Origin of the sequence: Variovorax stachyos, from assembly GCF_051400855.1 — a bacterium.
Lineage (GTDB): Bacteria > Pseudomonadota > Gammaproteobacteria > Burkholderiales > Burkholderiaceae_C > Variovorax.
In genome coordinates this window covers 1-21,578 of sequence record NZ_JBLFFN010000006.1, presented here as the reverse complement: position 1 = coordinate 21,578, position 21,578 = coordinate 1, and the positions used below count along the sequence as shown (strand labels likewise).

Sequence of the window (21,578 nt, the reverse complement as noted above, 5' to 3'; positions counted from 1 at the left end):
AGGTTCCTCATCCATTTCACTTGTCTTCACATGCAAGCTTCAAAACGCGCCCTTCTGATCGCCGCCTGCGTGCTGCCGCTGGTCGCCGCCGCGCAGACCGCTGCCTGGCCCACCAAGCCGATTCGCCTGGTCGTCGGTTTCCCCGGCGGTTCCACGCCCGACATTGCCGCGCGCACCATCGCCGAGCCGTTGGCCAAGGCGCTGGGCCAGCCCATCGTGGTCGATAACAAGCCCGGCGCGTCGGGCAACATCGCGGCCGACCAGGTGGCCAAGGCGACCGACGATCACACCCTCGGCGTGGTGATCAACGGCAACCTGACCTCGTCGAAGATGCTCTACCCGAAGCTGCCCTACGACCCGGCCAAGGACTTCACCTACCTGTCGCTGCTGACCACCGCCCCGCTGGTCCTGGTGGCGCAGAACAGCCTGCCCACGGGCGCCGCCTTCTTCGAGGCCGGCCGCAAGAGCGGCGACCAGTGGAGCTACGGCTCGGTGGGCGTCGGCTCCGTGGGCCATCTCGGCATGGAGCTGCTCAAGAGCCGCGTGCCCGGCCTGAAGGCGGTGCACGTGCCCTACCAGGGCAACCCGCAGGTCATGACCGACCTGATCGGCAACCAGATCCAGATGGCGCTGATCCCGCCCGGCGTGGCCATGCCGCAGGTGAAGGCCGGCAAGGTGAAGGCCATCGGCATCACCAGCGGCCGCAGCGCGCTGGTGCCCGAGCTGCCGCCGCTGGCCGATGCCGGCGTGAAGGACTTCAACCTCGAGGTCTGGACCGCGCTGCTGGCCCCCGCCAATCTCTCGAAGCAGGCGCAGGACCGCATCACGCGCGAGCTGGCCGTGGTGATGAAGTCGCCCGAGGTGCGGCAGAAGCTGTTCGAGCAAGGCTGGCAGGCAGTGGGCACATCGCCCGACGGCATGCGCACGCGCGTGAAGGAAGAAGCGGCGGTGATGACCAGGATCATTTCCACCCAGGGAATCAAGATTCAATAGCTCTCCCCCAGGTTGGCTCACTTCGTGTAGCCGCCCACCCCCTCACCGGGGGCAACACCAGCGGCCCGGCAAAGCCGGTTCCGCGGTGTTCCCCAAAGGACCCGACCCCATCGAGGCATCAGATGAATTCGACTCTTCATGAACCTGCGCGCGAACTGCCGGTCTTCGGCGAGTACGACGTGGTCGTGGTCGGCGGCGGCCCGGCCGGCCTGGCCGCGGCGGTGAGCGCAGCGCGCCACGGCGCGCGCACGCTGCTGGTGGAACGCTACGGCTTCCTCGGCGGCATGGGCACGGCCGGCGGGGTGACCAACTTCGCCGGCCTCTACGGCAAGCGCGGCGGCGAGATGACGCAGCTGGTGCATGGCGTGGTCGACGAGCTGCTGGCGCGCATGGACGCGCTGGGCGGGCTCAACAAGCCGCAGGACGGCATGCAGGGCCGCATCCGCGTGCGCTCCTACGACACCTCGGTCTACAAGTGCGCGGCCGACCAGCTGCTGCTCGGTGCCGGCGTCGAGCTGTTGTTCCACGCGCTGGCGGCAGCAGTGGTGATGGACGGCGCGCGCATTGCCGCGCTGGCGGTCGAGACCAAGTCGGGCCGCGTCGCGATTCGCGCCAACGCCTTCATCGACGCCAGCGGCGACGCCGACGTGGCCGCCTTCGCAGGCGTGCCCTTCGCGGTCGGCGACGGGCACGGCAGCGGCCTCTTTCCCTCCACCATGTTCCGCGTCGGCCACGTGGACGCGCCGCGCGCGCTGGCCGCGGTGGGCGAGTTCAAGGCCATCAACGAGCTGATGGCGAAGGCGCTGGAGCGCAGCCCCGGGGCCTACCGCTTTCCGCGGGAGGGCGCGATCCTGCGGCCGCAGATCGATCCGCGCGAATGGCGCGCCAACGTCACCCAGATCTGCAACGCCAGGGGCGATGCGATGAACGGCGTGGACGCGCGCGAGCTCAGCGAGGGCGAGATCGAGGGCCGGCGCCAGATCGGCGAGTACTTCCGCTTTCTCAAGGCCGAGGTGCCGGGGTTCGAGCAGTCGGCCATCGTCGAGATCGCGCCGCAAGTGGGCATCCGCGAGACGCGGCGCATCGAGGGCCTGTATGCGCTCTCGGGCGAGGACATCCTGTCCTCGGCGCGCTTCGACGACAGCATCGGCATCAACGCCTGGCCGATGGAGATGCATGCCGCGGGCAAGATCGAGTGGGCCTTCCCGCGCGACGAGCAGCGCACCTACAACCAGCTGCCGTGGCGCATGCTGGTGCCGCGCGGCGTGGACAACCTGCTGGTGGCCGGCCGCTGCGCCTCGATGACGCACGAGGGCCAGTCGGCCGCGCGGGCGAGCGGCGGCTGCTTCGTGATGGGGCAGGCGGCGGGCACGGCGGCGGCTTCGCTGGGGACTTCGCGCTTTGCCGATGTCGATGTGCCGGCACTGCAGAAAACGCTGGCGGCCGACGGCGTCGACCTCGACCGGTGAGCGGCGCGCCCGCTCGAGCCGATCGCCTGGAGGCGGTTTTCGCTTCAGCTGCGAGCGCTGCCGTCCGACACCGCCGGGGTCGCTTCGGTCCTAGCGTGGAGCCTTCGCAAGCGGAGGTATTCCATGAAGCAGCGAGAGGATGACCCGGCAGCCAAGCGCGCGTTCCGCCGCATGGTGATCCTTGCGGTGGCGCTGATACTCGGCGGGATCCTGCTGCTGTTCCTGTGGATGAAAGACCCAGCCGTGAACACGGGACAGATGCCGAAGGACGGGCCCGGCTTGCTGTATGACTTCGCGCAACCGCTGGCCTGAACGTTCCACACCCGGCGAGTGACAGCCGCGGGACAGGCGCGTGGCCAGCTCTTTGCTATCGTCGCTGGATCTCTTGTCCGCGACCTGCCCCCATGACCGATTCCGCCACCGCCGCCCGACTCGTCGGCGAACTCGTAGACCTGATGCGGCTGGAGCCTCTGGGCGCTGACCGCTTCCTCGCCCGGAGCGAGGACATCGGCACCCCGGCGGTGTTCGGCGGCCAGGTGCTGGGCCAGTCGCTGGTGGCTGCCAGCCGAACCGTGGCGGCCGACCGGCTGGTGCATTCGATGCATGCCTACTTCCTGCTGCCCGGCGAGCATTCGCCCATCGAGTACGCGGTGGACCGCGTGCGCGACGGCCGCAGCTTCACCACGCGGCACGTGGTGGCGCGCCAGCGCGATCGCATCATCTTCGAGATGTCGGCCTCCTTCCAGACGATGGACGAGGGCGTCGAGCACCAGTTGCCGATGCCCGCGCAGGCCGGACCGGAGGGCCTGCTCAGCGAGCTGGAGCAGCGCCATGCCCTGGGCGACCGGCTGCCCGAGCGCTGGCGCAACGCGGCCCTCGCGCCGCACGGCATCGAATACCGCCGGGTCGATCCTGACGACCTGCTCACGCCCGCGCCGCGACCGCCGCAGACGGCGCTGTGGATGCGCGCGATCGCGCCGCTGCCCGACGATCCGGTCGTGCACCGCGCACTGCTCGCCTATGCATCCGACCACGGCCTGCTGCGCGCCGCGATGCTGCCCCACGGCCTGAGCTTCATGAGCGGGCGCGTGCGGCCGGCCAGCCTCGATCACGCGATGTGGTTCCACCGCGATTTCCGCATGGACGACTGGCTGCTCTACGTGATCGACTCGCCCAGTGCCGGCGGCGGCCGGGGCCTGTCCCGCGGCAGCCTGTTCACGCGCGACGGCCGGCTGGTCGCTTCGGCCGCGCAGGAAGGAATGATCCGGGTGCTGCCCGAAGGGAGTCCCTGGGCCGTCAGCGGCGGCGCGGCACCGATCTGAGGATCCAGTCCTGCGTCAGTCCGCGCGGGGCGCGCCGGCCGGCCACAGCACCGAGGCGATGGCCACCATCATCAGCACCACCGCGGCCCAGTCCTGCCAGAAGACCGTCTCGCCCAGCCACAGTGCACCGCTGAACACGCCCAGTACCGGGATCAGCATCACGCTGAGGGTCGAAGCGACCGGCGGCAGGCTGCGCGCCAGGTAGAACCACACGGCTTGCGCAAAGCCGAAGATGAGCACCGCGTTGTAGAGGATGGCGCCCCATGCGGCCGTATCGGGCGCGCGCCACTGGGTGCGCTCGAACAGCCACGACAGGGCGCTGATCACCACCGTGGTCAGCGCCGTCATCCAGAACGAGAGCGCGAGCGTGGGCAGATCGAGGCGCGTATGCCGCAGCAGCTGCGTACCCAGCGCCCAGGTGGCCGCCGCCACCAGCGCCAGCGCGACGTAGCCGGGCCGCCCGGCGAGGTGGGTGAGCTCGTGCCACAGCAGCAGCCCCACGCCCAGCGCGCACGCGCTCACGCCTAGCCAGCCGCGGCGCGTCAGCATGGTCGAGAACAGCATGGCGCCGATCACGGCCGAGAACACCGGCATCGTGTAGCCCAGGATGGCCGCGCGCCCGCTCGACAGCGCCTTCACCGCGAGGATCATGCAGGCGTGCCAGACGAACATGTTGGCGGCCGCCAGCGACAGCAGCTCGGGCCAGTGGCGCCGCGGCACGTGAAAGGGCACTTTCATCACCTTCAGCGCCAGGGCCAGCACCGGCAGACCGAGCAAGAGAGTCAGTGCGCGGAAGGTCAGCGGCGGAAAGTCGGCCACGCCCAGCTTCATCACCGGCCAGTTGATGCCCCAGATCAGCGTCAGGGGAACGAGAAGGGCCAGCTGGCGCAGGGTGAAGGCGTGCATGGGCGGGCATTGTGGCCCGCGCGCCTGCGGCGTGCAGGCGCCCTCTCCGATGCGTGCTCAGCGGAACGGATTCGCCGTCGCGAACCACAGGCCGATGCCGGTGGCGATGATGAAGGCGCCGTCGGTCACGCCAGCGATCAGGAAGAAGAGGGTCTGCAGCTGGTCCTTGAGCTCGGGCTGACGTGCCGTGCCTTCGAGCAGCTTCGAGCCGACGATGCCGATGCCGATGCAGGAGCCCACGGCGGCAATGCCGATGAGAAGCGCGACGGCGAGGGGGAGGATGTCGAAGCCTTGGGTCATGTTTGCTCTTTCGTGGCCTTGGAAAGTTCGGCCTGGTGACTGCCGGCACCACCGCGGTTCCGGCTTGCCTCCAATGTCGCGGAGCGGGTGCGTGGCGTCGATGACCTCGGAGGTCATGGCGGCTGACCGCCGCGGTTGCTCAGCGCAGGGCGATGACCTGGAGCGCGAGGCGCAGTCCGCTTTCGTAGGCCTGGTCGGTGGGGAGCGTGGCGGAGGGCCGCGCCGGCGCCGCGGGGCTCGCTGCATCGGGCTGCGGCGGCGGCGCGCCAGCGGCGGCGATGCCGGGAAGGTCCTGCCAGCGCGTGGCGGGCAGCACCACGGCCTCTCGCTCGGGCCCGGGCAGGACGATGCCCGCGAGCCGCCCCTGGCCGTCGAGCACCGGCCCGCCGTGCGGTCCGTCGGCGAGGTCGATGCCCAGGCGCCGGAGCCCGCCGTTGGCCTGGAGCGCGCCGAAGAAGCCCTGCCTCATCCACGGCCACGCGGGCGCGGCGGTGCCCGACTCGGCATATTCCACCGCGAAGCCGGGGCTCCCGGCGAAGGGCTCGCGCAGCACTATGGCCTGCGACGGCGGCGGGCCCAGCGCAGCGTCGAGGCGCAGCACGGCGACGCCGAGCGCCTCGAGCGTCTTGGAGTCCTCGTCGATACGGGCCCGCGTGGTCTGCCCCAGGCCGTTGCGTACCCACAGCAAGCCGGAGGGTGCCGAGCGCGCGGCAGCGCTCGGCACCAGGGCGAGCGTGCCGTCGCGGATCAGCACGCCGCTGGCGACCACGCGCGCCGCATCCGGAATGGCGGCCTGCCCCGGCGCCATCACCGCCTGCGGGGCCAGTCGGTGCGGCGTTTGCAGCAAGCGGTCCGTCGCCTGCGGGCGGGGTTGCGCGAATGCGCGGCGGACCTCGAGCGACACCGGATCCTGCGGCATGCGGGCCAGCGTCTCGTTCAGCACGCGCTCGGCGAACGCGTCCTGGCCGCCGGCGCGCAGCAGCCACGCGTACAAGGCGCCGGCTGAAGGGGACTCGCGGTGCGTGCCGGCGGTGTGCGCGCAGAAGGCGAGGGCGCGCCGGTACTGGCCGGCCTGCATGTAGGTCCGCACCAGCCCCATCTCGGTGTCGGGCGCGTGCAGCATCATCGCGGCGCGGTCGAAGGTCTCGTTGGCTGCCGCGGTGTCGCCTTGGGCGAGTTCGGACTCGGCCCGGCGCAGCACGGCGGCGCGGGCGTCCATCAGCGCGGGATCGTTCACGCGGAAGTCGGTGATGGACGCCGCGGAACGTGGCGCGGCGGGCTGCGCACCGGCATGCGTGGCGCCCAGGGCTAACGCGATGCAGGCGGCTGCGATTCGCTTCAATCTCGACGCGCCGTCAAGGCAGCTGGGTGATGCGCGGGATCGCCATCGCCGGCAGCGCCGGGTCGTAGGCGGGCCTCGGGGCCTTGTAGCCGGCGCTCAGGTAGGCAGTGAGCGCATCGATGTCCTGCGCGCCGCCGAGCACGTTGGTGCCGCCCTGCAGCACCGTGAAGCCGTCGCCGCCGGTGGCCATGAAGTTGTTGACGGTGACCCGGTAGGTCCTGGTCGGGTTCTGCACCACGCCATTGGCCACGAGGGTCTCCGGCGCGCCTGTCGCGACCGGCGGCGTCACGGTGACGTCGGTCGGCGTCAGCACCACGTCGACGATCTTCGAGCAGGGTGCGGCCGAGGCGCTCCACGAATACTTCAGGCCGTTCGACACCTGCATGATGCGCTGCTGGACCTGGCCCTGGCAGCCGACGAACTGCTGCTCCAGCAGGTTCTTGATCTGCAGCGCGGTCAGCGTCATCGTCACCAGGCTGTTGCCGAAGGGCTGCACGGTGAAGGCGTTGCCGTAGGTCACGTTGTACGGATAGCTGGCGCCCGCGATCGCGAAGCCCGGATTGCGCACGCCCCCGGCGTTCATGAAGGCCATCACCGCGCCGCCGAGCGCTGCCGGCTGCGTGGCCTGCAGCTGGGCGTCGGCGATCAGGCTGCCGGCGGGCATCTCGCCGGCGGGGTTCGCGCTGTTGGGTAGCGGCGCGGCGATGGTGCCGATGACGGCATTGGCGAGCGGCGACACCAGCGCGTCGTAGCCCTGGACGATGTTCCTCACGCCGGGATCGGCCGCGATGGCGTCGTTGATCGCCACGTCGGTGCGGTCCACCAGCCGGTTGGTCGCCGACACCGACAGCACCTTGTGCGAGCGGGGGTGGAAGCTCATGTCGATGTCGGTCAGGATGCGGCCGAAGGCGCTCGCGCTGGTGACCGGGATCAGCCGCCCCTCGCTGTTGGGCAGGCCTGTGGGGCGCGGCGTGCCGACGGCCGTGCCATTGACGTTCTTCACATCGACGGTATTGGCCGAGCAGTTGTAGGCGGCGTGCGTGTGGCCGCTGATCACGAGGTCGACGCCGTTGCCCAGGCGCTTGACGATGTTGGCGATCTCGGAGTCGCTGCCGTCGGCGTTCTTCAGGTTGCCGTCGCAGCCGTTGATGTCACCGACGTTCGGGCTGGTCTGGAAGCCGCCCTGGTGCACCAGCACCACGATCGCATCGACACCCTGCCGGCGCAGGCGCGGGATGAGCGCATTGACGGTGTCGGCCTCGTCGCGGAACTCGAGGCCGGCGACGCCGGTCGGCGTGACGATGCCGGGCGTGCCCTTCAGGGTCATGCCGACGAAGGCGACCTTCACGCCGTCGAAGTTCTTGATTCCGTAGGCCGGCAGCAGGGTGCGGCCGGTGGCGGTCTCGAACACGTTGGCCGACAGCCACTTGAACTTGGCGCCGTCGAAGGTGCCCGGCGCATTGGAACCCACGCCCTTGCAGCTGTTCGGGTCGGGAACGCTGTCGGTGAGCTTGCAGCCGCCGTTCTGCAGGCGCTTCAGTTCGGCCGCGCCCCTGTCGAACTCGTGGTTGCCGACGGCATTGAACTCGAGCCCGATCCTGTTCAGCGTCTCCACCGCGGGTTCGTCGAAGAACAGGGCCGAGATCAGCGGCGAGGCGCCGATGAAGTCGCCGGCGCCGACCACCACGTTCAGCGCGTTCTGCGACTTCAGCCTGGCCACATAGGCCGCCAGGTATTCGGCACCGCCCACCGCCGGGCGCTGCGCCGCGGGTACCACGGTGTTGACGCCGAAGGTGCCGGGCGACTGCAGGTTCCCGTGATAGTCGTTGAAGCCGATGATCTTGATCTTGATGGGCGCGCGGGGGTGACCGTGGTGGCCGCGATCACGCGCGTCGGGGTCGCGATCGTCGCGATCGCTCGAGGCGACGATGAACTTCTCCGCCTCGTCCTGGCCGGCGTGGGCGGTGGTCGAACTCAGGCCCATGCCAGCGGCAACGGCGCCCAGTGTGCAGCTCAGCACCAGGTGGCGGATCATCATGGCAAAGCCCTCCAAGTCGGTCTGCTGCGACTATCGATGGACCTGGTGACGGGTCTGTGACGACGCGCGTGTCCTTCAGCCGGGCAGCAGGCGCTTCAGGTAGCGGCCGGTGTGGCTGGCGTCGTTGGCCGCCAGTGCTTCCGGCGTGCCCTCGCCCACCACCGAGCCGCCGCCGGCGCCGCCCTCGGGGCCCATGTCGATGAGCCAGTCGGCGGTCTTGATCACGTCGAGGTTGTGCTCGATCACCACGATGGTGTTGCCCGCGTCGCGCAGCTGGTGCAGCACCTTGAGCAGGAGCTCGATGTCGGCGAAGTGCAGGCCGGTGGTCGGCTCGTCGAGGATGTAGAGGGTGCGGCCGGTGTCGCGCTTGCTGAGCTCCAGCGCCAGCTTCACGCGCTGGGCCTCGCCGCCCGAGAGCGTGGTCGCGGCCTGACCGAGCTTGATGTAGCTCAGGCCCACGTCCAGCAGCGTGCGCAGCTTGCGCTCGATGGTGGGCACGGCCTTCAGGAACTCGTGGGCGGCTTCCACCGTCATGTCGAGGATCTGCGCGATGTTGCGTCCCTTGTACTGGACCTCCAGCGTCTCGCGGTTGTAGCGCTGGCCGTGGCAGACCTCGCAGGGCACGTAGACGTCGGGCAGGAAGTGCATCTCGACCTTCACGACGCCGTCGCCCTGGCAGGCCTCGCAGCGCCCGCCGGCGACGTTGAAGCTGAAGCGGCCGGGCCCGTAGCCGCGTTCGCGCGCGGTGTTGGTCTCGGCCATCAGCTCGCGGATCGGCGTGAACAGCCCAGTGTAGGTGGCGGGGTTGCTGCGCGGCGTGCGACCGATGGGCGACTGGTCGACGTTGATGACCTTGTCGAAGTACTCGATGCCCTCCACCGTCTCGTGCGCGGCCGGCTCGTCGTGCGCGCGATAGAGCGTGCGCGCGACCGCGGCGTAGAGCGTGTCGTTGACCAGCGTGGACTTGCCCGAGCCCGAGACGCCGGTCACGCAGGTGAAGAGGCCGACCGGAAAGGCCACGCTGACGTTCTTGAGGTTGTTCCCGGTGGCGCCGACCACTCGGATCTCCTGCAGGTCGGTCTGGCTGGCGAGGTGCGCGGCCTCGCGCGCCGCGCGCCGCTCGGCCGCCGGGCTCATGGGAAAGCGCGAGGCCTTCTTCGGCTCGGCTGCCGCAGGCTTGGCGACCACCGGCAGCCACGGGGTGCGGCGCTTGGGCACCGCGATCTTCCTGGCACCCGAGAGGTACTGGCCGGTCAGCGAATCGGGATGCGCCGCGACCTGTGCGTAGCTGCCCTGCGCCATCACGCGCCCGCCGTGCACGCCGGCGCCGGGGCCCATGTCGATCACGTGGTCGGCGGCGTGGATCATGTCCTCGTCATGCTCGACCACGATCACGCTGTTGCCGATGTCGCGCAGATGCTTGAGCGTGCCGATCAGCCGATCGTTGTCGCGCTGGTGCAGGCCGATGCTGGGTTCGTCGAGCACGTACATCACGCCGGTGAGGCCGGAGCCGATCTGCGAGGCCAGGCGGATGCGCTGCGCCTCGCCGCCCGAGAGCGTCTCGGCGCTGCGGTCGAGGCTCAGGTAGTTGAGGCCTACGTCGTTGAGGAACTTGAGGCGCAGGCCGATCTCGCGCACCACCTTGTCGGCGATTTCGGCCTTGGCGCCGTGCAGGCGCAGCCGCTGGAAATAGGCCAGGCTCTCGCGCAGCGTGGCGTGGCTGATCTCGTAGATTGCCATGCGCTGCGCGCCACCGCTCGACTCGTCGACCAGGTACACATGGCGCGCCTCGCGCCGCAGCCGCGTGCCGGCGCAGTCGGGGCAGGGCTGCAGGTTGCGAAAGCGCGAGAGCTCCTCGCGCACCATGGCCGAATCAGTCTCGCGGTAGCGCCGCGCCATGTTCGGGATCACGCCTTCGAACGGGTGCTTGCGCACCAGCTTCTTGCCGGCCTGCTGGCCGCTTTCCATCGTGTAGGAGAACTTGATTTCCTCCTCGGCCGAGCCGTGCAGCACCGCCTGCTGCACCGAGGCAGGCAGTTCCTCGAAGGGCGTGTCGACGCTGACCTTGTAGTGCTTGGCCACGCTCTCCAGCATGCTGAAGTAGTAGCCGTTGCGCCGGTCCCAGCCCTTGATGGCGCCGCTGGCCAGGCTCAACGAGGGGAAGGCGACCACGCGCTGCGGATCGAAGAACTCGCGATGGCCCAGGCCGTCGCAGCTCGGGCAGGCGCCCACCGGCGAGTTGAACGAGAACAGGCGCGGCTCCAGTTCGGCCAGCGAGTAGTGGCAGACCGGACAGGCGAACTTGGCGTTGAACAGGTGTTCCTTCGCGCTGCCGTCCTCGTGCGTCTCCAGCGCGATGGCGCGGCCCTCGGCCAGGCGCAGCGCGTTCTCGAAGCTCTCGGCCAGGCGCTGCTGCATGTCGGGGCGTGCGCGCAGGCGGTCGATCACCACGTCGATGTCATGCTTCTCGGTCTTCTTGAGCTTGGGCAGGTCGTTGTATTCGTAGGTCTGCCCGTCGACGCGGAAGCGCACGTAGCCCTGGGCCTGCATCTCGGCGAAAAGCTCGAGGAACTCGCCCTTCTTCTCGCGGGCCACGGGGGCCAGGATCATCAGGCGCGGCTGGTCCGGAATCGCCATGACCGAGTCGACCATCTGCGAGACGGTCTGCGCCTGCAGCGGCAGCTCGTGGTCGGGGCAGTAGGGCGTGCCGGCGCGGGCATACAGCAGGCGCAGGTAGTCGTGGATCTCGGTCACCGTGCCCACCGTGGAGCGCGGGTTGTGGCTGGTGGCCTTCTGCTCGATGCTGATCGCGGGCGACAGGCCCTCGATCATGTCGACATCGGGCTTGTCCATCAGCTGCAGGAACTGGCGCGCATAGGCCGACAGGCTTTCCACATAGCGGCGCTGGCCCTCGGCATAGAGCGTGTCGAAGGCGAGGCTGGACTTGCCCGAGCCCGACAGGCCGGTGATCACCACCAGCTTGTTGCGCGGAATATCGAGGTCGACGTTCTTGAGGTTGTGCGTGCGCGCGCCGCGGATGCTGATGCGCTGCTGCGCGAGCGCGGCGCCAAGGTAGGCGCCGCCGGCGCTATCGCCGAGATAGGCGCCGCTGGCGCTCTCCATGAGGGTGGAATTCACAGGACGGTCGATTTTGGACAACCGAACATGATAAATCCCCCGCAGTTTCGGAGCACAGGGGCAGGCGAGCCGCCAGCCCTTCGCCGGCAAGGCGGAGGCTGGCCTGCATGCGGCACAATGTCGCGTTTCCCGTCTTCCGTCCACTCATCAGGGGCAACACATATGGCATCGGTCAACAAAGTCATCCTCGTCGGCAACCTCGGGCGCGACCCCGAAACCCGCACCTTCCCGAGCGGTGACCAGATCTGCAACGTGACCCTGGCCACCACCGACAAGTGGAAGGACAAGCAGAGCGGCGAGATGCGCGAAGCCACCGAGTGGCACCGCCTGGTGTTCAACGGCCGGCTCGCCGAGATCGCCGCGCAATACCTGCGCAAGGGCTCGCAGATCTACGTCGAGGGCCAGATCCGCACGCGCAAGTACACCGACAAGGACGGCGTCGAGAAGTTCGCCACCGACATCCGCGTCGATCAGATGCAGATGCTGGGCAGCCGCCAGGGGCAGGGCGCGCCCTCGGGCGAGGACGATGGTGGCTATGGCGGTGGTTACTCGCAGGGCGGTGGTGGCGGTGGCGGCGGCTACTCGCGCCCGCCTGCGGCGGCGCCGCGCGCACCGGCCGCATCGCCAGCTGCCCGCCAGGCGCCGGCCAAGTCCTCGTCCGGCTTCGATGACATGGACGACGACATTCCTTTCTGACGAGAACCTTCACACCGCCTCCAAAGGCGCAGGGCTTGACGGCCCTGCGCCTTTTTTGTTGCGCTCATTCGGCCGATCGGGGTCGGGGGGCGCCTTGCGTCGTGTAGCAGTAGCGGAAAAGGCGCCCTCGGGTCGCCTAGATCCTGATGAATTGTCGCGGCAATTGTTTCCAACGGTGACTCTTCAGCACCATACGCACCGCTTGGCAACACCCTCGACGACTTCAGCGATGACTCCGTTTCTCCGATGCGCATTGATCTGCACGGCCGCAGTGCTGAGTGGCTGCGCGGTCGGACCGGGTGTGAACTTCGGTGGGACTGTCGCAGGGCCATCCGCAAGCACCGGTAATCCGTCTGCCGACGCTGCAGATCTGCCGCCGCCCCGGGGCATTGCAAAGCATCACATCCGAACTGATCCGCAGCCAATGCGCGGCTCAAGCCATGGTGGTGGGGTCGGAAGTGAAGCGCCTGTTCGGTGTCGCGCAGCCCTACCAAGTCGGCAGCGGCGACATTCTGAACATCAGGGTGTGGGACCACCCCGACCTGGTACTCGCGCCGGCAGGTTCCATCACCACGGACGCCATCGCCGGCTCTCCTGTCAGCAACGGCTACAACGTGGGCGCGGACGGGACGATTCAGTTCCCCTACGTGGGCAGCTCCAAGGTCGCCGGACTCACCGAAACCGAAGTACGCGACCGCCTGATCACGCGTCTCGCCAAATACTTCAGCGAGCCGAAGATCACAGTCCGCATCCAGTCCTACCGGGCTGGCCGGGTGTATGTGGATGGTGAGGTGCGCGCGCCAGGCCTGCAGGCGGTCAACGACATCCCGATGACCTTGTCGGAGGCGATCCATCGGGCCGGAGGCTTCACGGTCGAGGCCGATCGTTCCTCCGTCAGCGTCTCGCGCAGCGGCACCACCACAGTGATAGACCTGCCGCGGCTGACGGCGCTGGGCGTCAACCCGACCGACATCCTGCTGGCCGCCGGCGACCTGGTGCGGGTGCTCAGCCGCGAGGATGCGAAGGTCTATGGGATGGGCGAGGTCACGCGCCCGGTCGCCGAGCCTTTGCGGGCAGCGGGGAGGATGATATGAAGCGGATCTTCGACCTCTTGTTGGCAGTGCCAGCTGCCGCCGTGCTGGCTTTGCCGTTGTTGTTGTTGGCTTTGCTGGTTGGCTTGACCTCGGAAGAACCGGCCTTGTACTGGTCGGATCGGGTGGGACATCAAAACAGGGGTAACGCCCGTCTTGGCCACGCACATGCTGGTTGACGCGACGAAGCATCTCACGCCGATCGGAAGCTTCTTGCGCTGAAGCAGCATCGACGAGTTGCCTCAGCTATGGAGCATTCTGAAGGGTGACATGAGCTTCGTCGGTCCGCGTCCCGCGTTATTCAACCAGTCGGACCTCATTGAACAACGGGCGCAATACGGCGTGCACGAGCTGACGCCTGGACTCACGGGGTGGGCACAGGTGAATGGTCGGGACGAGCTTCCAATCCCGCGGAAGGCGGCGTTCGATGTCGAATACCTGCAACGACGGTCAATCTGGTTCGACCTTCAAATACTCTGGACTACGGGGCTCAAGGTCCTCAGGCGCGATGGAGTGCGTCACTGATGAAATGCTTCATGACTAGTCAACAGGTGTGGCGCGGTACTTTCTGGGCCTGTGCACTCGCGATCCTCGCGATGTCGCTCCTGCCCCCGGTGCCCCAGATGCCCACCACCGGTTGGGACAAGAGCAACCACATGCTCGGCTTCGCCATACTGATGCTGCTCGGCTGCTGGGCCTACCCTGGCCGCACGGTGTTCCTCGTGTGCGGCCTGTTGGCTTACGGCGCCCTGATCGAGCTGCTGCAATCGCTTACGCCCGCCCGCTTCGCCGAGTGGGGGGATCTGCTGGCAGACGGGTGCGGACTCTTCGCCGGCTGGGCGCTTGGCCAGACGATGGCCTGGCTTCTCGCGAGACGAGCTGCATCGAAGTCGAGCGATGAATGAGCGCCCGAAATCCTGACAAGGCCGCGGCTTCCTTGCTGGCGCTGCCTCGCACCGTCAAGCGTGCGCTGGTACTGGGGATGGACGCCTGCCTCTGCGTGTTCACGGTCTGGCTCGCGCTCTCGCTGCGCTTCGATACCTAGATGGTCTTGTCCAGCCGCAACATGTGGGCGGTGGGGGTGTCGCTGTCGCTGGCTCTGCTGCTGTTCGTGAAGTTCGGCCTGTATCGCGCCATCTTCCGCTACAGCGGCTGGCCGGCCGTGGCAGCCGCCACGAGGCGGTAGCGATCTACGCCACGGCCTACGGGCTGGTGTTCGCGGCGATCGGCGTGCCGGGCGTACCGCGCACATCGGCCTGATCCAGCCGCTGCTGCTGCTGTTGGCAGTGAGCGCATCGCGACTTCTTGCCCGTGGCTGGTTGGGCGGGATCTATCAAGGGCTGCTGACCCGCAGGGAACTCCCCCGCGTGCTGATCTACGGCGCAGGCGATGCCAGCCACAAGCTGGCCCAGGCGCTGTCGGCGAGCAGCGAGCTCCGGCTGCTGGGCTTCTGTCGCCGCAGCTGGAGCGCCTGAAGGCTGCGATCGAGGTCAACGACGCGCCATCGATCAGGCAGCAGCTCCAGCACATGGTGCTCGGCTACCGGCCGCGCGGCGAGGTGGTGGACTGGGTCCACCTCGAGCAGCGCGCCGAGCTCGCGGTCGCGGGTCTTTAAGCCGGGCGCGGGCCGCGCTCAGGCCAGCAACTTGTCCACGATCAGGTGCCAATGCACCGGGTCGACCGGCGTGATCGAGAGGCGATTGCCCCGGCGCAGCACCACCATGTCGGCCAGCTCGGGCGTCGCGCGCATCTCGGGCAAGCCCAGCAGCCGGGTCTTGCGAAGCGCCTGCACGTCCACCAGCAGCCAGCGCGGATGCTCGGGCTTCGATGCCGGGTCGTAGTAGGGCGTCTCGGGGTCGAACTGCGTCGGATCGGGCCGCGTGCCGGAGGCTACGCGCGCAATGCCCACGATGCCCGGCTGCGGGCAGCTCGAGTGGTAGAACAGCACGCCGTCGTCGACCTGCATTTCGTTGCGCATGAGGTTGCGAGCCTGCCAGCCGCGCACGCCGGTCCACGGCACCGTGGCGTTGGGCGCGGCCAGCGCATCGTCGATCGAGCAATCGTCGGGTTCGGACTTCATCAACCAGAACTTGGACATGGCGGCATCGGATTCGGTGATGGCAACAGCACGACGTTTTATCAGAACCCGGAAATGGCCTGCACCAGCACGATCATGGCGATCGCGCCATGATGCGCGACCATGGTGCCCTTCTCCATCCTCGACCTCTCCCCCATCACCGAAGGCGGCGACGCCGCCCAGTCCTTCCGCAATTCGCTCGCTCTGGCGCAGCACGGCGAGAAGGTGGGCTACCGGCGCTATTGGCTGGCCGAGCATCACGGCATGCCGGGCATCGCGAGCGCGGCCACGGCCGTGCTGCTGGCCTACATCGGCGCCGGCACCTCCACCATCCGCATCGGGGCTGGCGGCGTGATGCTGCCCAACCATTCGCCGCTGGTGATTGCCGAGCAATTCGGCACGCTGGAGTCGCTGTACCCGGGCCGCATCGACCTCGGCCTGGGGCGGGCGCCGGGGTCGGACCAGCGCACCGCGCGGGCCTTGCGGCGCGACCTGCAATCCGATGCCGATCAGTTCCCCCAGGATGTGGTCGAGCTGATGGACTTCATGTCCAAGGAGCCGCAGCAGGCGGTGCGCGCCGTCCCGGGCGCGGGGTTGGAGGTGCCGGTGTGGATCCTCGGCTCGAGCACCTTCGGCGCACAGCTCGCGGCGCACCTGGGCCTGCCCTATGCCTTCGCCTCGCATTTCGCGCCGCAGCAGCTGATGCAGGCGATCCGTCTCTACCGCGAGACCTTCAAGCCCTCGAAGCAGCTCGCCAAGCCCTACGTGATGCTGGGGTTCAACGTGTTCGTGGCCGAGACCGACGAAGAGGCGGAATTCCGCGCGAGCTCCTGGCAGCAGGCTTTCGTCAACCTGCGCAGCGGCCGTCCCGGCCGCCTGCCGCCGCCGGTGGAAAACTATCGCGCGCACATCGGGCCGGCAGAAAACGCGTTGCTCGACTCGGTGCTGTCCTGCGCGGCGGTGGGATCGAGGGAGACGGTGCGGGCAGGGGTGAAGGCCTTCATCGAGCGGACGGGAGCGGACGAGTTGATGATCACCTCGCAGGTGTTCGATCATGAAGCGCGGCTGAAGTCCTACGAGATGCTCGCGGCGCTTCGGGATTGACTCGCTCGCCCTTGGGCAGAGGGCGGGGAGAGGGGAGTGGCGCTTGATGATGCGCAGCGCTTGAGCGAAGGCTCGGTGCCCTCACCCCAACCTCCCTCCCAGGGGGAGAGGGAGCAGATCCGAAAGAGCTCAGTTCAGCGCTGCGGCGCGCTTGGACGCGGTGGTCTTGCGTGGCGCATTCGGCGCCGGCGGGCACACCGCCTTTGGCGTGATCTTCTTCTTCGCCACTCCCTTCGTTGCCGCAGGCTTCTTCGCTGGTGCCTTCGGTACAGCGGCACCGGCTGGTGCAGCCACCGGCACGACAGCGGGTGCAGCAACAGCGGCCTGCTCAGCATTCCCCACGATGAGTCCGAACAGTTTCCTGTGCTCCGCCACCACGTAGTCCCCCAGGTCCGCCACGTCCGGCACCGCGCGCCGGCAAGCCGTGAGGCCGAACTCGAGCGCACCGTTGTAGCTCTGCACCGTCATGTTCAGCGCGAGCCCATGTCCCGGAATCGAAACCGGGAAGTAGGCCGCCACCTTGGCCCCCGCGAAATAGAGCGCGAAGGAGGGCCCCGGCACGTTGGAGATCGCCACGTTGGCAACCGGCGGCAGCTTGTCGGCGAGCCCCGAGCGGCCGTAGAGCGACGCCAGGCCCGACATCAGCGAGGGCACGCCCAGCGAGGGGAAGTCGGTCGGAATCGCGGCCTTGACGTTGCCGGTGAGCTTCTTGCCCTCGCTCGACGATTCGTGGATGGCCGCCAACCGCTCCAGCGGGTCGGCGATATCGGTGGCCAGGCTCACCAGCATCACCGAAACCTGGTTGTTGAGGTCGGTGTTGCCTTCGCTGCGCAGCGACACGGGCACGCCCGCGATCAGCGGCTTGGCCGGCGTGCAGCCGTAGTCGGCCAGGTAGCGGCGCAGCGCGCCGGCGCAGATGGCCAGCACGATGTCGTTGAGGCTGGTGCCGGTGGCCTTCGACATCTGCTTGACCTCGGCCAGCGGCACCGAGCGCGCGGCGAAGGAGCGCTGGTTGGTGATCGAGACATTGAGCGGCGTGCGCGGCGCGGTGCGCAGGGTTTTGGGCAGCTCGAACCTGCGCTGGCCTGTCCCGTCCGACATCGGCATCAGCACGTTGCCGACGGCCTTGGCGGTGGCCGGGATCGACTGGATCAGCTTCACATACTGCTGCACCGCGTTGCTCAGCGCGGCCGTAGCCAGCTCGGCCATGCCGAGCTGCGACGAGTCGGGCCGGCGCGTCACGCGCGGAGTCTTCACCGGCGCCGACGTCTCGGAAATGTCGAACAGCGCCTTGGCCACCGCCACCCCGGCCTGGCCGTCGATCGCGGCATGGTGCATCTTGCTGTAGAGCGCCACCTGGCCAGTCTGCAGGCCCTCGATGATGTGCATCTCCCACAGCGGACGGCTGCGGTCCAGCAGCGAGGAATGCAGCCGTCCCACCAGGCGCTCGAGCTGCGCCATGGTGCCGGGCCTCGGCATGATCACGTGGTGGATGTGGTGGTCCAGGTCCAGGTCGTCGTCGTCCACCCAGACCGGGTTGGCCAGGTCGAAGGGCATCATCGCCAGCTTGCGCACGAACACCGAGGCCAGGTGCAGGCGGCCGCTCAGGTACTTCTTGGCGTCCTCTGCGAAGTCACCCTCGTAGCCGGGCGGCAGGTCGATCAGGTGCAGGCTCCCGACGTGCATCGGCGACTCTGGGGTTTCGAGGTGCAGGAACGAGGCGTCCATGCCGCTGAGGTGATCCATGCGTGTCTCCTTGGCGGACGCTTGGTCGCCCGCCCGCGTTGTTGTGCTTCGATCGGCGTTGCAGTGTGAACCTCGGCGCCGCTTCTTTCAACTGGATGAAGACCCGCAGGGGCGGCTTCCTTCGTGATTACCCGCGCACAGGCACCGGCATGGCCGGGCTGGGACAATCGCGGCCCATGGACAAGCAGCGCATCGTGGTGGGCCTGAGCGGCGGGGTGGACTCCGCGGTCACGGCGCACCTGCTCAAGCAGCAGGGCCACGAGGTGGTCGGCATCTTCATGAAGAACTGGGAGGACGACGACGACAGCGAATACTGTTCGTCGAACATCGACTTCATCGACGCCGCCAGCGTGGCTGACGTGCTGGGCATCGAGATCGAGCACGTCAACTTCGCGGCCGACTACAAGGACCGTGTCTTCGCCGAATTCCTGCGCGAGTACCAGGCCGGCCGCACGCCCAACCCGGACGTGCTGTGCAATGCCGAGATCAAGTTCAAGGCCTTCCTCGATCATGCGATGCGGCTCGGGGCGGAAAAGATCGCCACCGGGCACTACGCTCGCGTTCGCTTCAACGCGGCGAGCGGGCGCTACGAGCTGCTCAAGGGCCTCGATCCCGCAAAGGACCAGAGCTATTTCCTGCACCGCCTGAGCCAGCAGCAACTGGCGAAGACGATGTTCCCCGTCGGCGAGCTGCACAAGACCGAGGTGCGGCGCATTGCCGACGAGATCGGCCTTCCCAACGCGAAGAAGAAGGACTCGACCGGCATCTGCTTCATCGGCGAGCGGCCTTTCCGGGAATTCCTCAACCGCTACATCTCGAAGGAGCCGGGCCCGATCCGCGACGAGCGCGGCCGGCGCATCGGCGAGCACCAGGGGCTGAGCTTCTACACCCTCGGCCAGCGCCAGGGCTTGGGCATCGGCGGCCTCAAGCCCAAAGGGGCGCAGCGGGGCGCCGGCGAGCATGCGCCCTGGTTCGTGGCGCGCAAGGACATCGAAAGCAACACCCTCTGGGTGGTGCAGGGCCACGACCATCCCTGGCTGCTGTCGCCGGCCCTGGAAGCGGACGACGCCAGCTGGGTGGCGGGCAAGGCGCCGTCCGCGGGCGCCTACGCTGCGAAGTCGCGCTACCGCCAGGCGGATGCCGATTGCACGCTGGCAGAGGGCGCCAACGGCGCGTTCCGGCTCGTCTTCGGCCAGCCCCAATGGGCGGTGACGCCGGGGCAGTCCGCGGTTCTCTACGACGGCGAGGTCTGCCTGGGCGGCGGAGTGATTTCGCGCGCTGGCTGACGCCCCATCGGCGTACGTTCGCCTTCGACCGGACGGCGAGCAGCTCAGGACGGCCGTGCGGTGCTCAGGCCTCGTCCTTGCCCGTCACCGAGGCGTGGACGTGGATGATGTCCAGCGGATGGCGATGGCCCGCGAGATAGTCGTCCACGCATTGCAACAGCAGCGGGCTGCGATGGCGCTCGCGGCTCGCGCGCAGTTCCTCCGCCGTCATCCACAAGGTGCGCACGATGCCGTGATCCAGCGCGCGGCCCGCCTCGAGAGGCCCAAGCGTGCCGCAGAAAGCGAAGCGCATGTAGGTGGTGTCCTCGCCCCTGGCGCCGCGCTGGCGCGCCATGTAGATGCCCACCAGCGCGGTCGGGGTGAAGCGGTGGGCGGTTTCTTCCAGCGTCTCGCGCGCGCAGCCTTCGGCCGGTGACTCGCCGGGGTCCAGATGACCCGCGGGCGAATTCAGCCGCAGGCCGTCGCTCGTCTGTTCCTCGACCACGAGGAAGCGGCCGGCCTGCTCGATCACCGCGGCGACCGTGACGTTGGGCTTCCAGCGATGCGCCATCAGCGCACCATCAGCGCAATACGTAGCCCGAGAAGCGCCAGACCCGGTCGTCGCCCAGCTGGAAGGTGACCAGCTCGCGCATGGTGGCGTTCGCCTTGTTGGCAAAGCGGGTCTCGTATTCGATGCTCACGTATTGGCCGGCCAGGTCCTGGTTGCCCTCCCCGACCACCTGCCGGTTGATCGCGACCCATGTGCGCTGCTGCGCCGCGCCGAGCGGGGCGCGTGCCTTGGCGACCTGGTTCACGAAGTCGTCGCGGCTCACGCGCTTGCGGGCAGCCGGCGTGGCGCCGTCCCAGAGCTCGCCGGTCTTGTTCTGGTCGATCATCTGGATCGCCTGCAGGCCGCCGCGGACCAGGTCGCTCGGTTCCGCGTCCTGCGCAAACGCGAGTTGCAGCCAGCTGCCGAGCAGAACGACTACCAGAAAGGTTCGGAACATTTGTTTCATCGTGGCATCACTCCTTGGTTGATCATTCTGCTGGCCCTGCCATGGGATACGGCGACTCGGTCCCGTGCTCGGCGATGTACTCCAGCCGGTAGCCGAGGCCATAGACCGAGGCCAGGACCATGCCGTTGGCGGGGCGCAGATCCAGCCGGGTGCGCACCCGCGACACATGCGTGTCGAGCGAACGCGAGCCGGCCTCCAGCTCTTGCCCCCAGGCCGTCAGCATCAGGTACTCGCGCGGCAGCAGTCGGCCGATGTTGCGAAACAGGAGCAGCGCGAGGTCGTACTCGCGCTGCTTCAAGCGCACCGGTTCTCCGTGCAGGCGGATCGTACCGGTGAGCGGGGAGAAGTGATAGGGCCCGTAGACCAGTTCTCTCTCGAAACGCGTCGGATATGCCCGGCGCAACAGGGCGTGCACGCGCGCCTGCAGTTCGGCGCTGCCCAGGGGCTTGACCATGAAGTCGTCCGCGCCAGCCAGCAGGGCGGTGCTCATTCGGGGCTTGTCCTCGGGACCGGCCGTGAGGAGCAGCGGCAGCCGGTTGCCGAAACTCTGGCGCAGCCGCCGGACCATCTCGATTCCTGCGACATCGGGGAAGCCAGTCGAGTACCAGCAGGTCGTAGCGCAGCGCCTGGAGTCCTCGAAGCAAGGACTTGCCGTTGGCATAGCCGTGGCACTCGTGACCGCTGATCGCCATCATGCGCTGGATCGATTCGATCTCGCGCGGCTCGTCGTCGAGCATCGCTACTCGCATAGCATCTCCCTGAAAATTCTTGTTCCACGCTGCCGGCCTTTCTGGGCGCCGGTCGCGCGCGGATCGCACTGTACAGGAAGCGGGCGCCGAATTGGAAGAGGTCTTGTGCGTGCATGCACGGCGCACCGACAGGTCCGCGCACCCTCGGGACAGTGCGGACGCCGTCCGGTTGTCATCTTCATGTAAGCTCGGCGCGAATTCCAACGTTGCCCCGAGGAGATCCCCATGCTGATAGGCGTGCCGGCCGAAACTGTGCCCGGCGAAACCCGAGTGGCCGTCACTTCGGAGACGGCCAAGAAGCTTGTCGCGCAGGGGCACACTGTGCG

The 21,578-nt window shown here is 68.2% G+C and carries 22 protein-coding genes and 1 pseudogene; 13 read left to right on the top strand and 10 right to left on the bottom strand.

Features of this window, described 5'->3' with window-relative positions:
- Nucleotides 1–30: 30 nt before the first annotated feature.
- The 4 genes from ACMGEZ_RS12570 to ACMGEZ_RS12555 all read left to right on the top strand — a co-directional run bounded on the left by ACMGEZ_RS12570 (nt 31) and on the right by ACMGEZ_RS12555 (nt 3,784).
- Nucleotides 31–993 (top strand): Bug family tripartite tricarboxylate transporter substrate binding protein, encoded by a 963-nt coding sequence (locus tag ACMGEZ_RS12570; protein WP_436822605.1) that lies wholly within the window; start codon nt 31–33, stop codon nt 991–993.
- Between the two features lie 122 nt (nt 994–1,115).
- Complete coding sequence (locus ACMGEZ_RS12565; RefSeq protein ID WP_436822604.1) at nt 1,116–2,462, top strand: FAD-dependent oxidoreductase; 1,347 nt, start codon at nt 1,116–1,118, stop codon at nt 2,460–2,462.
- 123 nt (nt 2,463–2,585) lie between these two features.
- A complete protein-coding gene (locus ACMGEZ_RS12560) occupies nt 2,586–2,774 on the top strand; it encodes a hypothetical protein (RefSeq protein ID WP_436822603.1) in 189 nt (62 codons plus the stop codon).
- Nucleotides 2,775–2,866: 92 nt separating this feature from the next.
- Nucleotides 2,867–3,784: an acyl-CoA thioesterase gene (locus ACMGEZ_RS12555; protein WP_436822602.1), complete on the top strand. Its 918-nt coding sequence runs from the start codon at nt 2,867–2,869 to the stop codon at nt 3,782–3,784.
- Between the two features lie 15 nt (nt 3,785–3,799).
- Here ACMGEZ_RS12555 and ACMGEZ_RS12550 read toward each other — a convergent pair whose 3' ends face one another.
- From ACMGEZ_RS12550 to uvrA, 5 genes are all read right to left on the bottom strand, one after another.
- A complete protein-coding gene (locus ACMGEZ_RS12550) occupies nt 3,800–4,690 on the bottom strand; it encodes a DMT family transporter (protein WP_436822601.1) in 891 nt (296 codons plus the stop codon).
- A gap of 57 nt (nt 4,691–4,747) precedes the next feature.
- On the bottom strand, nt 4,748–4,990 hold the full coding sequence (gene atpE / locus ACMGEZ_RS12545) for a F0F1 ATP synthase subunit C (RefSeq protein WP_162576932.1): 243 nt from the start codon (nt 4,988–4,990) through the stop codon (nt 4,748–4,750).
- Between the two features lie 139 nt (nt 4,991–5,129).
- Nucleotides 5,130–6,332 carry a tetratricopeptide repeat protein gene (locus tag ACMGEZ_RS12540; RefSeq protein ID WP_436822600.1) on the bottom strand — a complete coding sequence of 401 codons (1,203 nt, stop codon included), beginning with the start codon at nt 6,330–6,332 and terminating at the stop codon, nt 5,130–5,132.
- Between the two features lie 13 nt (nt 6,333–6,345).
- Nucleotides 6,346–8,370 (bottom strand): bifunctional metallophosphatase/5'-nucleotidase, encoded by a 2,025-nt coding sequence (locus ACMGEZ_RS12535; protein WP_436822599.1) that lies wholly within the window; start codon nt 8,368–8,370, stop codon nt 6,346–6,348.
- A gap of 75 nt (nt 8,371–8,445) precedes the next feature.
- Entirely contained in the window at nt 8,446–11,493 is a 3,048-nt protein-coding gene (uvrA, locus tag ACMGEZ_RS12530) for an excinuclease ABC subunit UvrA (protein ID WP_436822946.1), read from the bottom strand.
- A 177-nt stretch (nt 11,494–11,670) separates the two neighbouring features.
- On the opposite strand from uvrA, the gene ssb reads away from it, so the two are divergent.
- The 7 genes and pseudogenes from ssb (at nt 11,671) to ACMGEZ_RS12495 (ending at nt 14,770) form a co-directional block, all read left to right on the top strand.
- Nucleotides 11,671–12,204: a single-stranded DNA-binding protein gene (gene ssb / locus ACMGEZ_RS12525; RefSeq protein WP_436822598.1), complete on the top strand. Its 534-nt coding sequence runs from the start codon at nt 11,671–11,673 to the stop codon at nt 12,202–12,204.
- Between the two features lie 311 nt (nt 12,205–12,515).
- A complete protein-coding gene (locus ACMGEZ_RS12520; protein WP_436822597.1) occupies nt 12,516–13,298 on the top strand; it encodes a polysaccharide biosynthesis/export family protein in 783 nt (260 codons plus the stop codon).
- Nucleotides 13,295–13,820: pseudogene (locus ACMGEZ_RS12515) on the top strand (sugar transferase). Before ACMGEZ_RS12520 ends, ACMGEZ_RS12515 begins: the two are co-directional and overlap by 4 nt.
- Before the next feature lie 11 nt (nt 13,821–13,831).
- Nucleotides 13,832–14,200, top strand: coding sequence for a VanZ family protein (locus tag ACMGEZ_RS12510; RefSeq protein ID WP_436822596.1), 369 nt, complete (start codon nt 13,832–13,834; stop codon nt 14,198–14,200).
- Nucleotides 14,197–14,340, top strand: coding sequence for a hypothetical protein (locus ACMGEZ_RS12505; RefSeq protein ID WP_436822595.1), 144 nt, complete (start codon nt 14,197–14,199; stop codon nt 14,338–14,340). The genes ACMGEZ_RS12510 and ACMGEZ_RS12505 overlap by 4 nt, the downstream gene beginning before the upstream one ends.
- Nucleotides 14,341–14,481, top strand: a complete 141-nt coding sequence (locus tag ACMGEZ_RS12500) for a hypothetical protein (RefSeq protein ID WP_436822594.1) — start codon at nt 14,341–14,343, stop codon at nt 14,479–14,481.
- Between the two features lie 100 nt (nt 14,482–14,581).
- Nucleotides 14,582–14,770 (top strand): nucleoside-diphosphate sugar epimerase/dehydratase, encoded by a 189-nt coding sequence (locus ACMGEZ_RS12495; protein WP_436822593.1) that lies wholly within the window; start codon nt 14,582–14,584, stop codon nt 14,768–14,770.
- 158 nt (nt 14,771–14,928) lie between these two features.
- On the opposite strand, the gene ACMGEZ_RS12490 is transcribed toward ACMGEZ_RS12495, so the two are convergent.
- Nucleotides 14,929–15,393 (bottom strand): EVE domain-containing protein, encoded by a 465-nt coding sequence (locus tag ACMGEZ_RS12490; RefSeq protein ID WP_436822592.1) that lies wholly within the window; start codon nt 15,391–15,393, stop codon nt 14,929–14,931.
- A 102-nt stretch (nt 15,394–15,495) separates the two neighbouring features.
- Between ACMGEZ_RS12490 and ACMGEZ_RS12485 the strand changes: the two genes are divergently transcribed.
- Nucleotides 15,496–16,476 carry an LLM class flavin-dependent oxidoreductase gene (locus tag ACMGEZ_RS12485; protein ID WP_436822591.1) on the top strand — a complete coding sequence of 327 codons (981 nt, stop codon included), beginning with the start codon at nt 15,496–15,498 and terminating at the stop codon, nt 16,474–16,476.
- Between the two features lie 129 nt (nt 16,477–16,605).
- Here the strand turns inward: ACMGEZ_RS12485 and ACMGEZ_RS12480 are convergent, their stop codons facing one another.
- A complete protein-coding gene (locus ACMGEZ_RS12480; protein ID WP_436822590.1) occupies nt 16,606–18,222 on the bottom strand; it encodes a WS/DGAT/MGAT family O-acyltransferase in 1,617 nt (538 codons plus the stop codon).
- 176 nt (nt 18,223–18,398) lie between these two features.
- Between ACMGEZ_RS12480 and mnmA the strand changes: the two genes are divergently transcribed.
- Nucleotides 18,399–19,508, top strand: coding sequence for a tRNA 2-thiouridine(34) synthase MnmA (mnmA, locus tag ACMGEZ_RS12475; RefSeq protein ID WP_436822589.1), 1,110 nt, complete (start codon nt 18,399–18,401; stop codon nt 19,506–19,508).
- A gap of 64 nt (nt 19,509–19,572) precedes the next feature.
- Here mnmA and ACMGEZ_RS12470 read toward each other — a convergent pair whose 3' ends face one another.
- The 3 genes from ACMGEZ_RS12470 to ACMGEZ_RS12460 are packed head-to-tail and all read right to left on the bottom strand — an operon-like array spanning nt 19,573 to nt 21,071.
- Nucleotides 19,573–20,058, bottom strand: a complete 486-nt coding sequence (locus tag ACMGEZ_RS12470) for an NUDIX hydrolase (protein WP_436822588.1) — start codon at nt 20,056–20,058, stop codon at nt 19,573–19,575.
- A 10-nt stretch (nt 20,059–20,068) separates the two neighbouring features.
- A complete protein-coding gene (locus tag ACMGEZ_RS12465; RefSeq protein WP_436822587.1) occupies nt 20,069–20,494 on the bottom strand; it encodes a DUF4019 domain-containing protein in 426 nt (141 codons plus the stop codon).
- A gap of 31 nt (nt 20,495–20,525) precedes the next feature.
- Nucleotides 20,526–21,071 carry a response regulator transcription factor gene (locus tag ACMGEZ_RS12460; RefSeq protein WP_436822586.1) on the bottom strand — a complete coding sequence of 182 codons (546 nt, stop codon included), beginning with the start codon at nt 21,069–21,071 and terminating at the stop codon, nt 20,526–20,528.
- Nucleotides 21,072–21,578 lie beyond the last annotated feature (507 nt).

Excerpts from the sequence above, each read along its gene's own strand:
- ACMGEZ_RS12460 (WP_436822586.1), bottom strand. The coding sequence starts at position 21,071 with ATGGTCCGGCGGCTGCGCCAGAGTTTCGGCAACCGGCTGCCGCTGCTC.
- ACMGEZ_RS12535 (WP_436822599.1), bottom strand. The coding sequence starts at position 8,370 with ATGATGATCCGCCACCTGGTGCTGAGCTGCACACTGGGCGCCGTTGCC.
- ACMGEZ_RS12490 (WP_436822592.1), bottom strand. The coding sequence starts at position 15,393 with ATGTCCAAGTTCTGGTTGATGAAGTCCGAACCCGACGATTGCTCGATC.
- mnmA (WP_436822589.1), top strand. The coding sequence starts at position 18,399 with ATGGACAAGCAGCGCATCGTGGTGGGCCTGAGCGGCGGGGTGGACTCC.
- ACMGEZ_RS12500 (WP_436822594.1), top strand. The coding sequence starts at position 14,341 with ATGGTCTTGTCCAGCCGCAACATGTGGGCGGTGGGGGTGTCGCTGTCG.
- ACMGEZ_RS12485 (WP_436822591.1), top strand. The coding sequence starts at position 15,496 with ATGGTGCCCTTCTCCATCCTCGACCTCTCCCCCATCACCGAAGGCGGC.
- ACMGEZ_RS12510 (WP_436822596.1), top strand. The coding sequence starts at position 13,832 with ATGACTAGTCAACAGGTGTGGCGCGGTACTTTCTGGGCCTGTGCACTC.
- ACMGEZ_RS12570 (WP_436822605.1), top strand. The coding sequence starts at position 31 with ATGCAAGCTTCAAAACGCGCCCTTCTGATCGCCGCCTGCGTGCTGCCG.
- ACMGEZ_RS12560 (WP_436822603.1), top strand. The coding sequence starts at position 2,586 with ATGAAGCAGCGAGAGGATGACCCGGCAGCCAAGCGCGCGTTCCGCCGC.
- ACMGEZ_RS12465 (WP_436822587.1), bottom strand. The coding sequence starts at position 20,494 with ATGTTCCGAACCTTTCTGGTAGTCGTTCTGCTCGGCAGCTGGCTGCAA.
- uvrA (WP_436822946.1), bottom strand. The coding sequence starts at position 11,493 with ATGGAGAGCGCCAGCGGCGCCTATCTCGGCGATAGCGCCGGCGGCGCC.
- ssb (WP_436822598.1), top strand. The coding sequence starts at position 11,671 with ATGGCATCGGTCAACAAAGTCATCCTCGTCGGCAACCTCGGGCGCGAC.
- ACMGEZ_RS12565 (WP_436822604.1), top strand. The coding sequence starts at position 1,116 with ATGAATTCGACTCTTCATGAACCTGCGCGCGAACTGCCGGTCTTCGGC.
- ACMGEZ_RS12555 (WP_436822602.1), top strand. The coding sequence starts at position 2,867 with ATGACCGATTCCGCCACCGCCGCCCGACTCGTCGGCGAACTCGTAGAC.
- ACMGEZ_RS12550 (WP_436822601.1), bottom strand. The coding sequence starts at position 4,690 with ATGCACGCCTTCACCCTGCGCCAGCTGGCCCTTCTCGTTCCCCTGACG.
- atpE (WP_162576932.1), bottom strand. The coding sequence starts at position 4,990 with ATGACCCAAGGCTTCGACATCCTCCCCCTCGCCGTCGCGCTTCTCATC.
- ACMGEZ_RS12480 (WP_436822590.1), bottom strand. The coding sequence starts at position 18,222 with ATGGATCACCTCAGCGGCATGGACGCCTCGTTCCTGCACCTCGAAACC.
- ACMGEZ_RS12505 (WP_436822595.1), top strand. The coding sequence starts at position 14,197 with ATGAGCGCCCGAAATCCTGACAAGGCCGCGGCTTCCTTGCTGGCGCTG.
- ACMGEZ_RS12470 (WP_436822588.1), bottom strand. The coding sequence starts at position 20,058 with ATGGCGCATCGCTGGAAGCCCAACGTCACGGTCGCCGCGGTGATCGAG.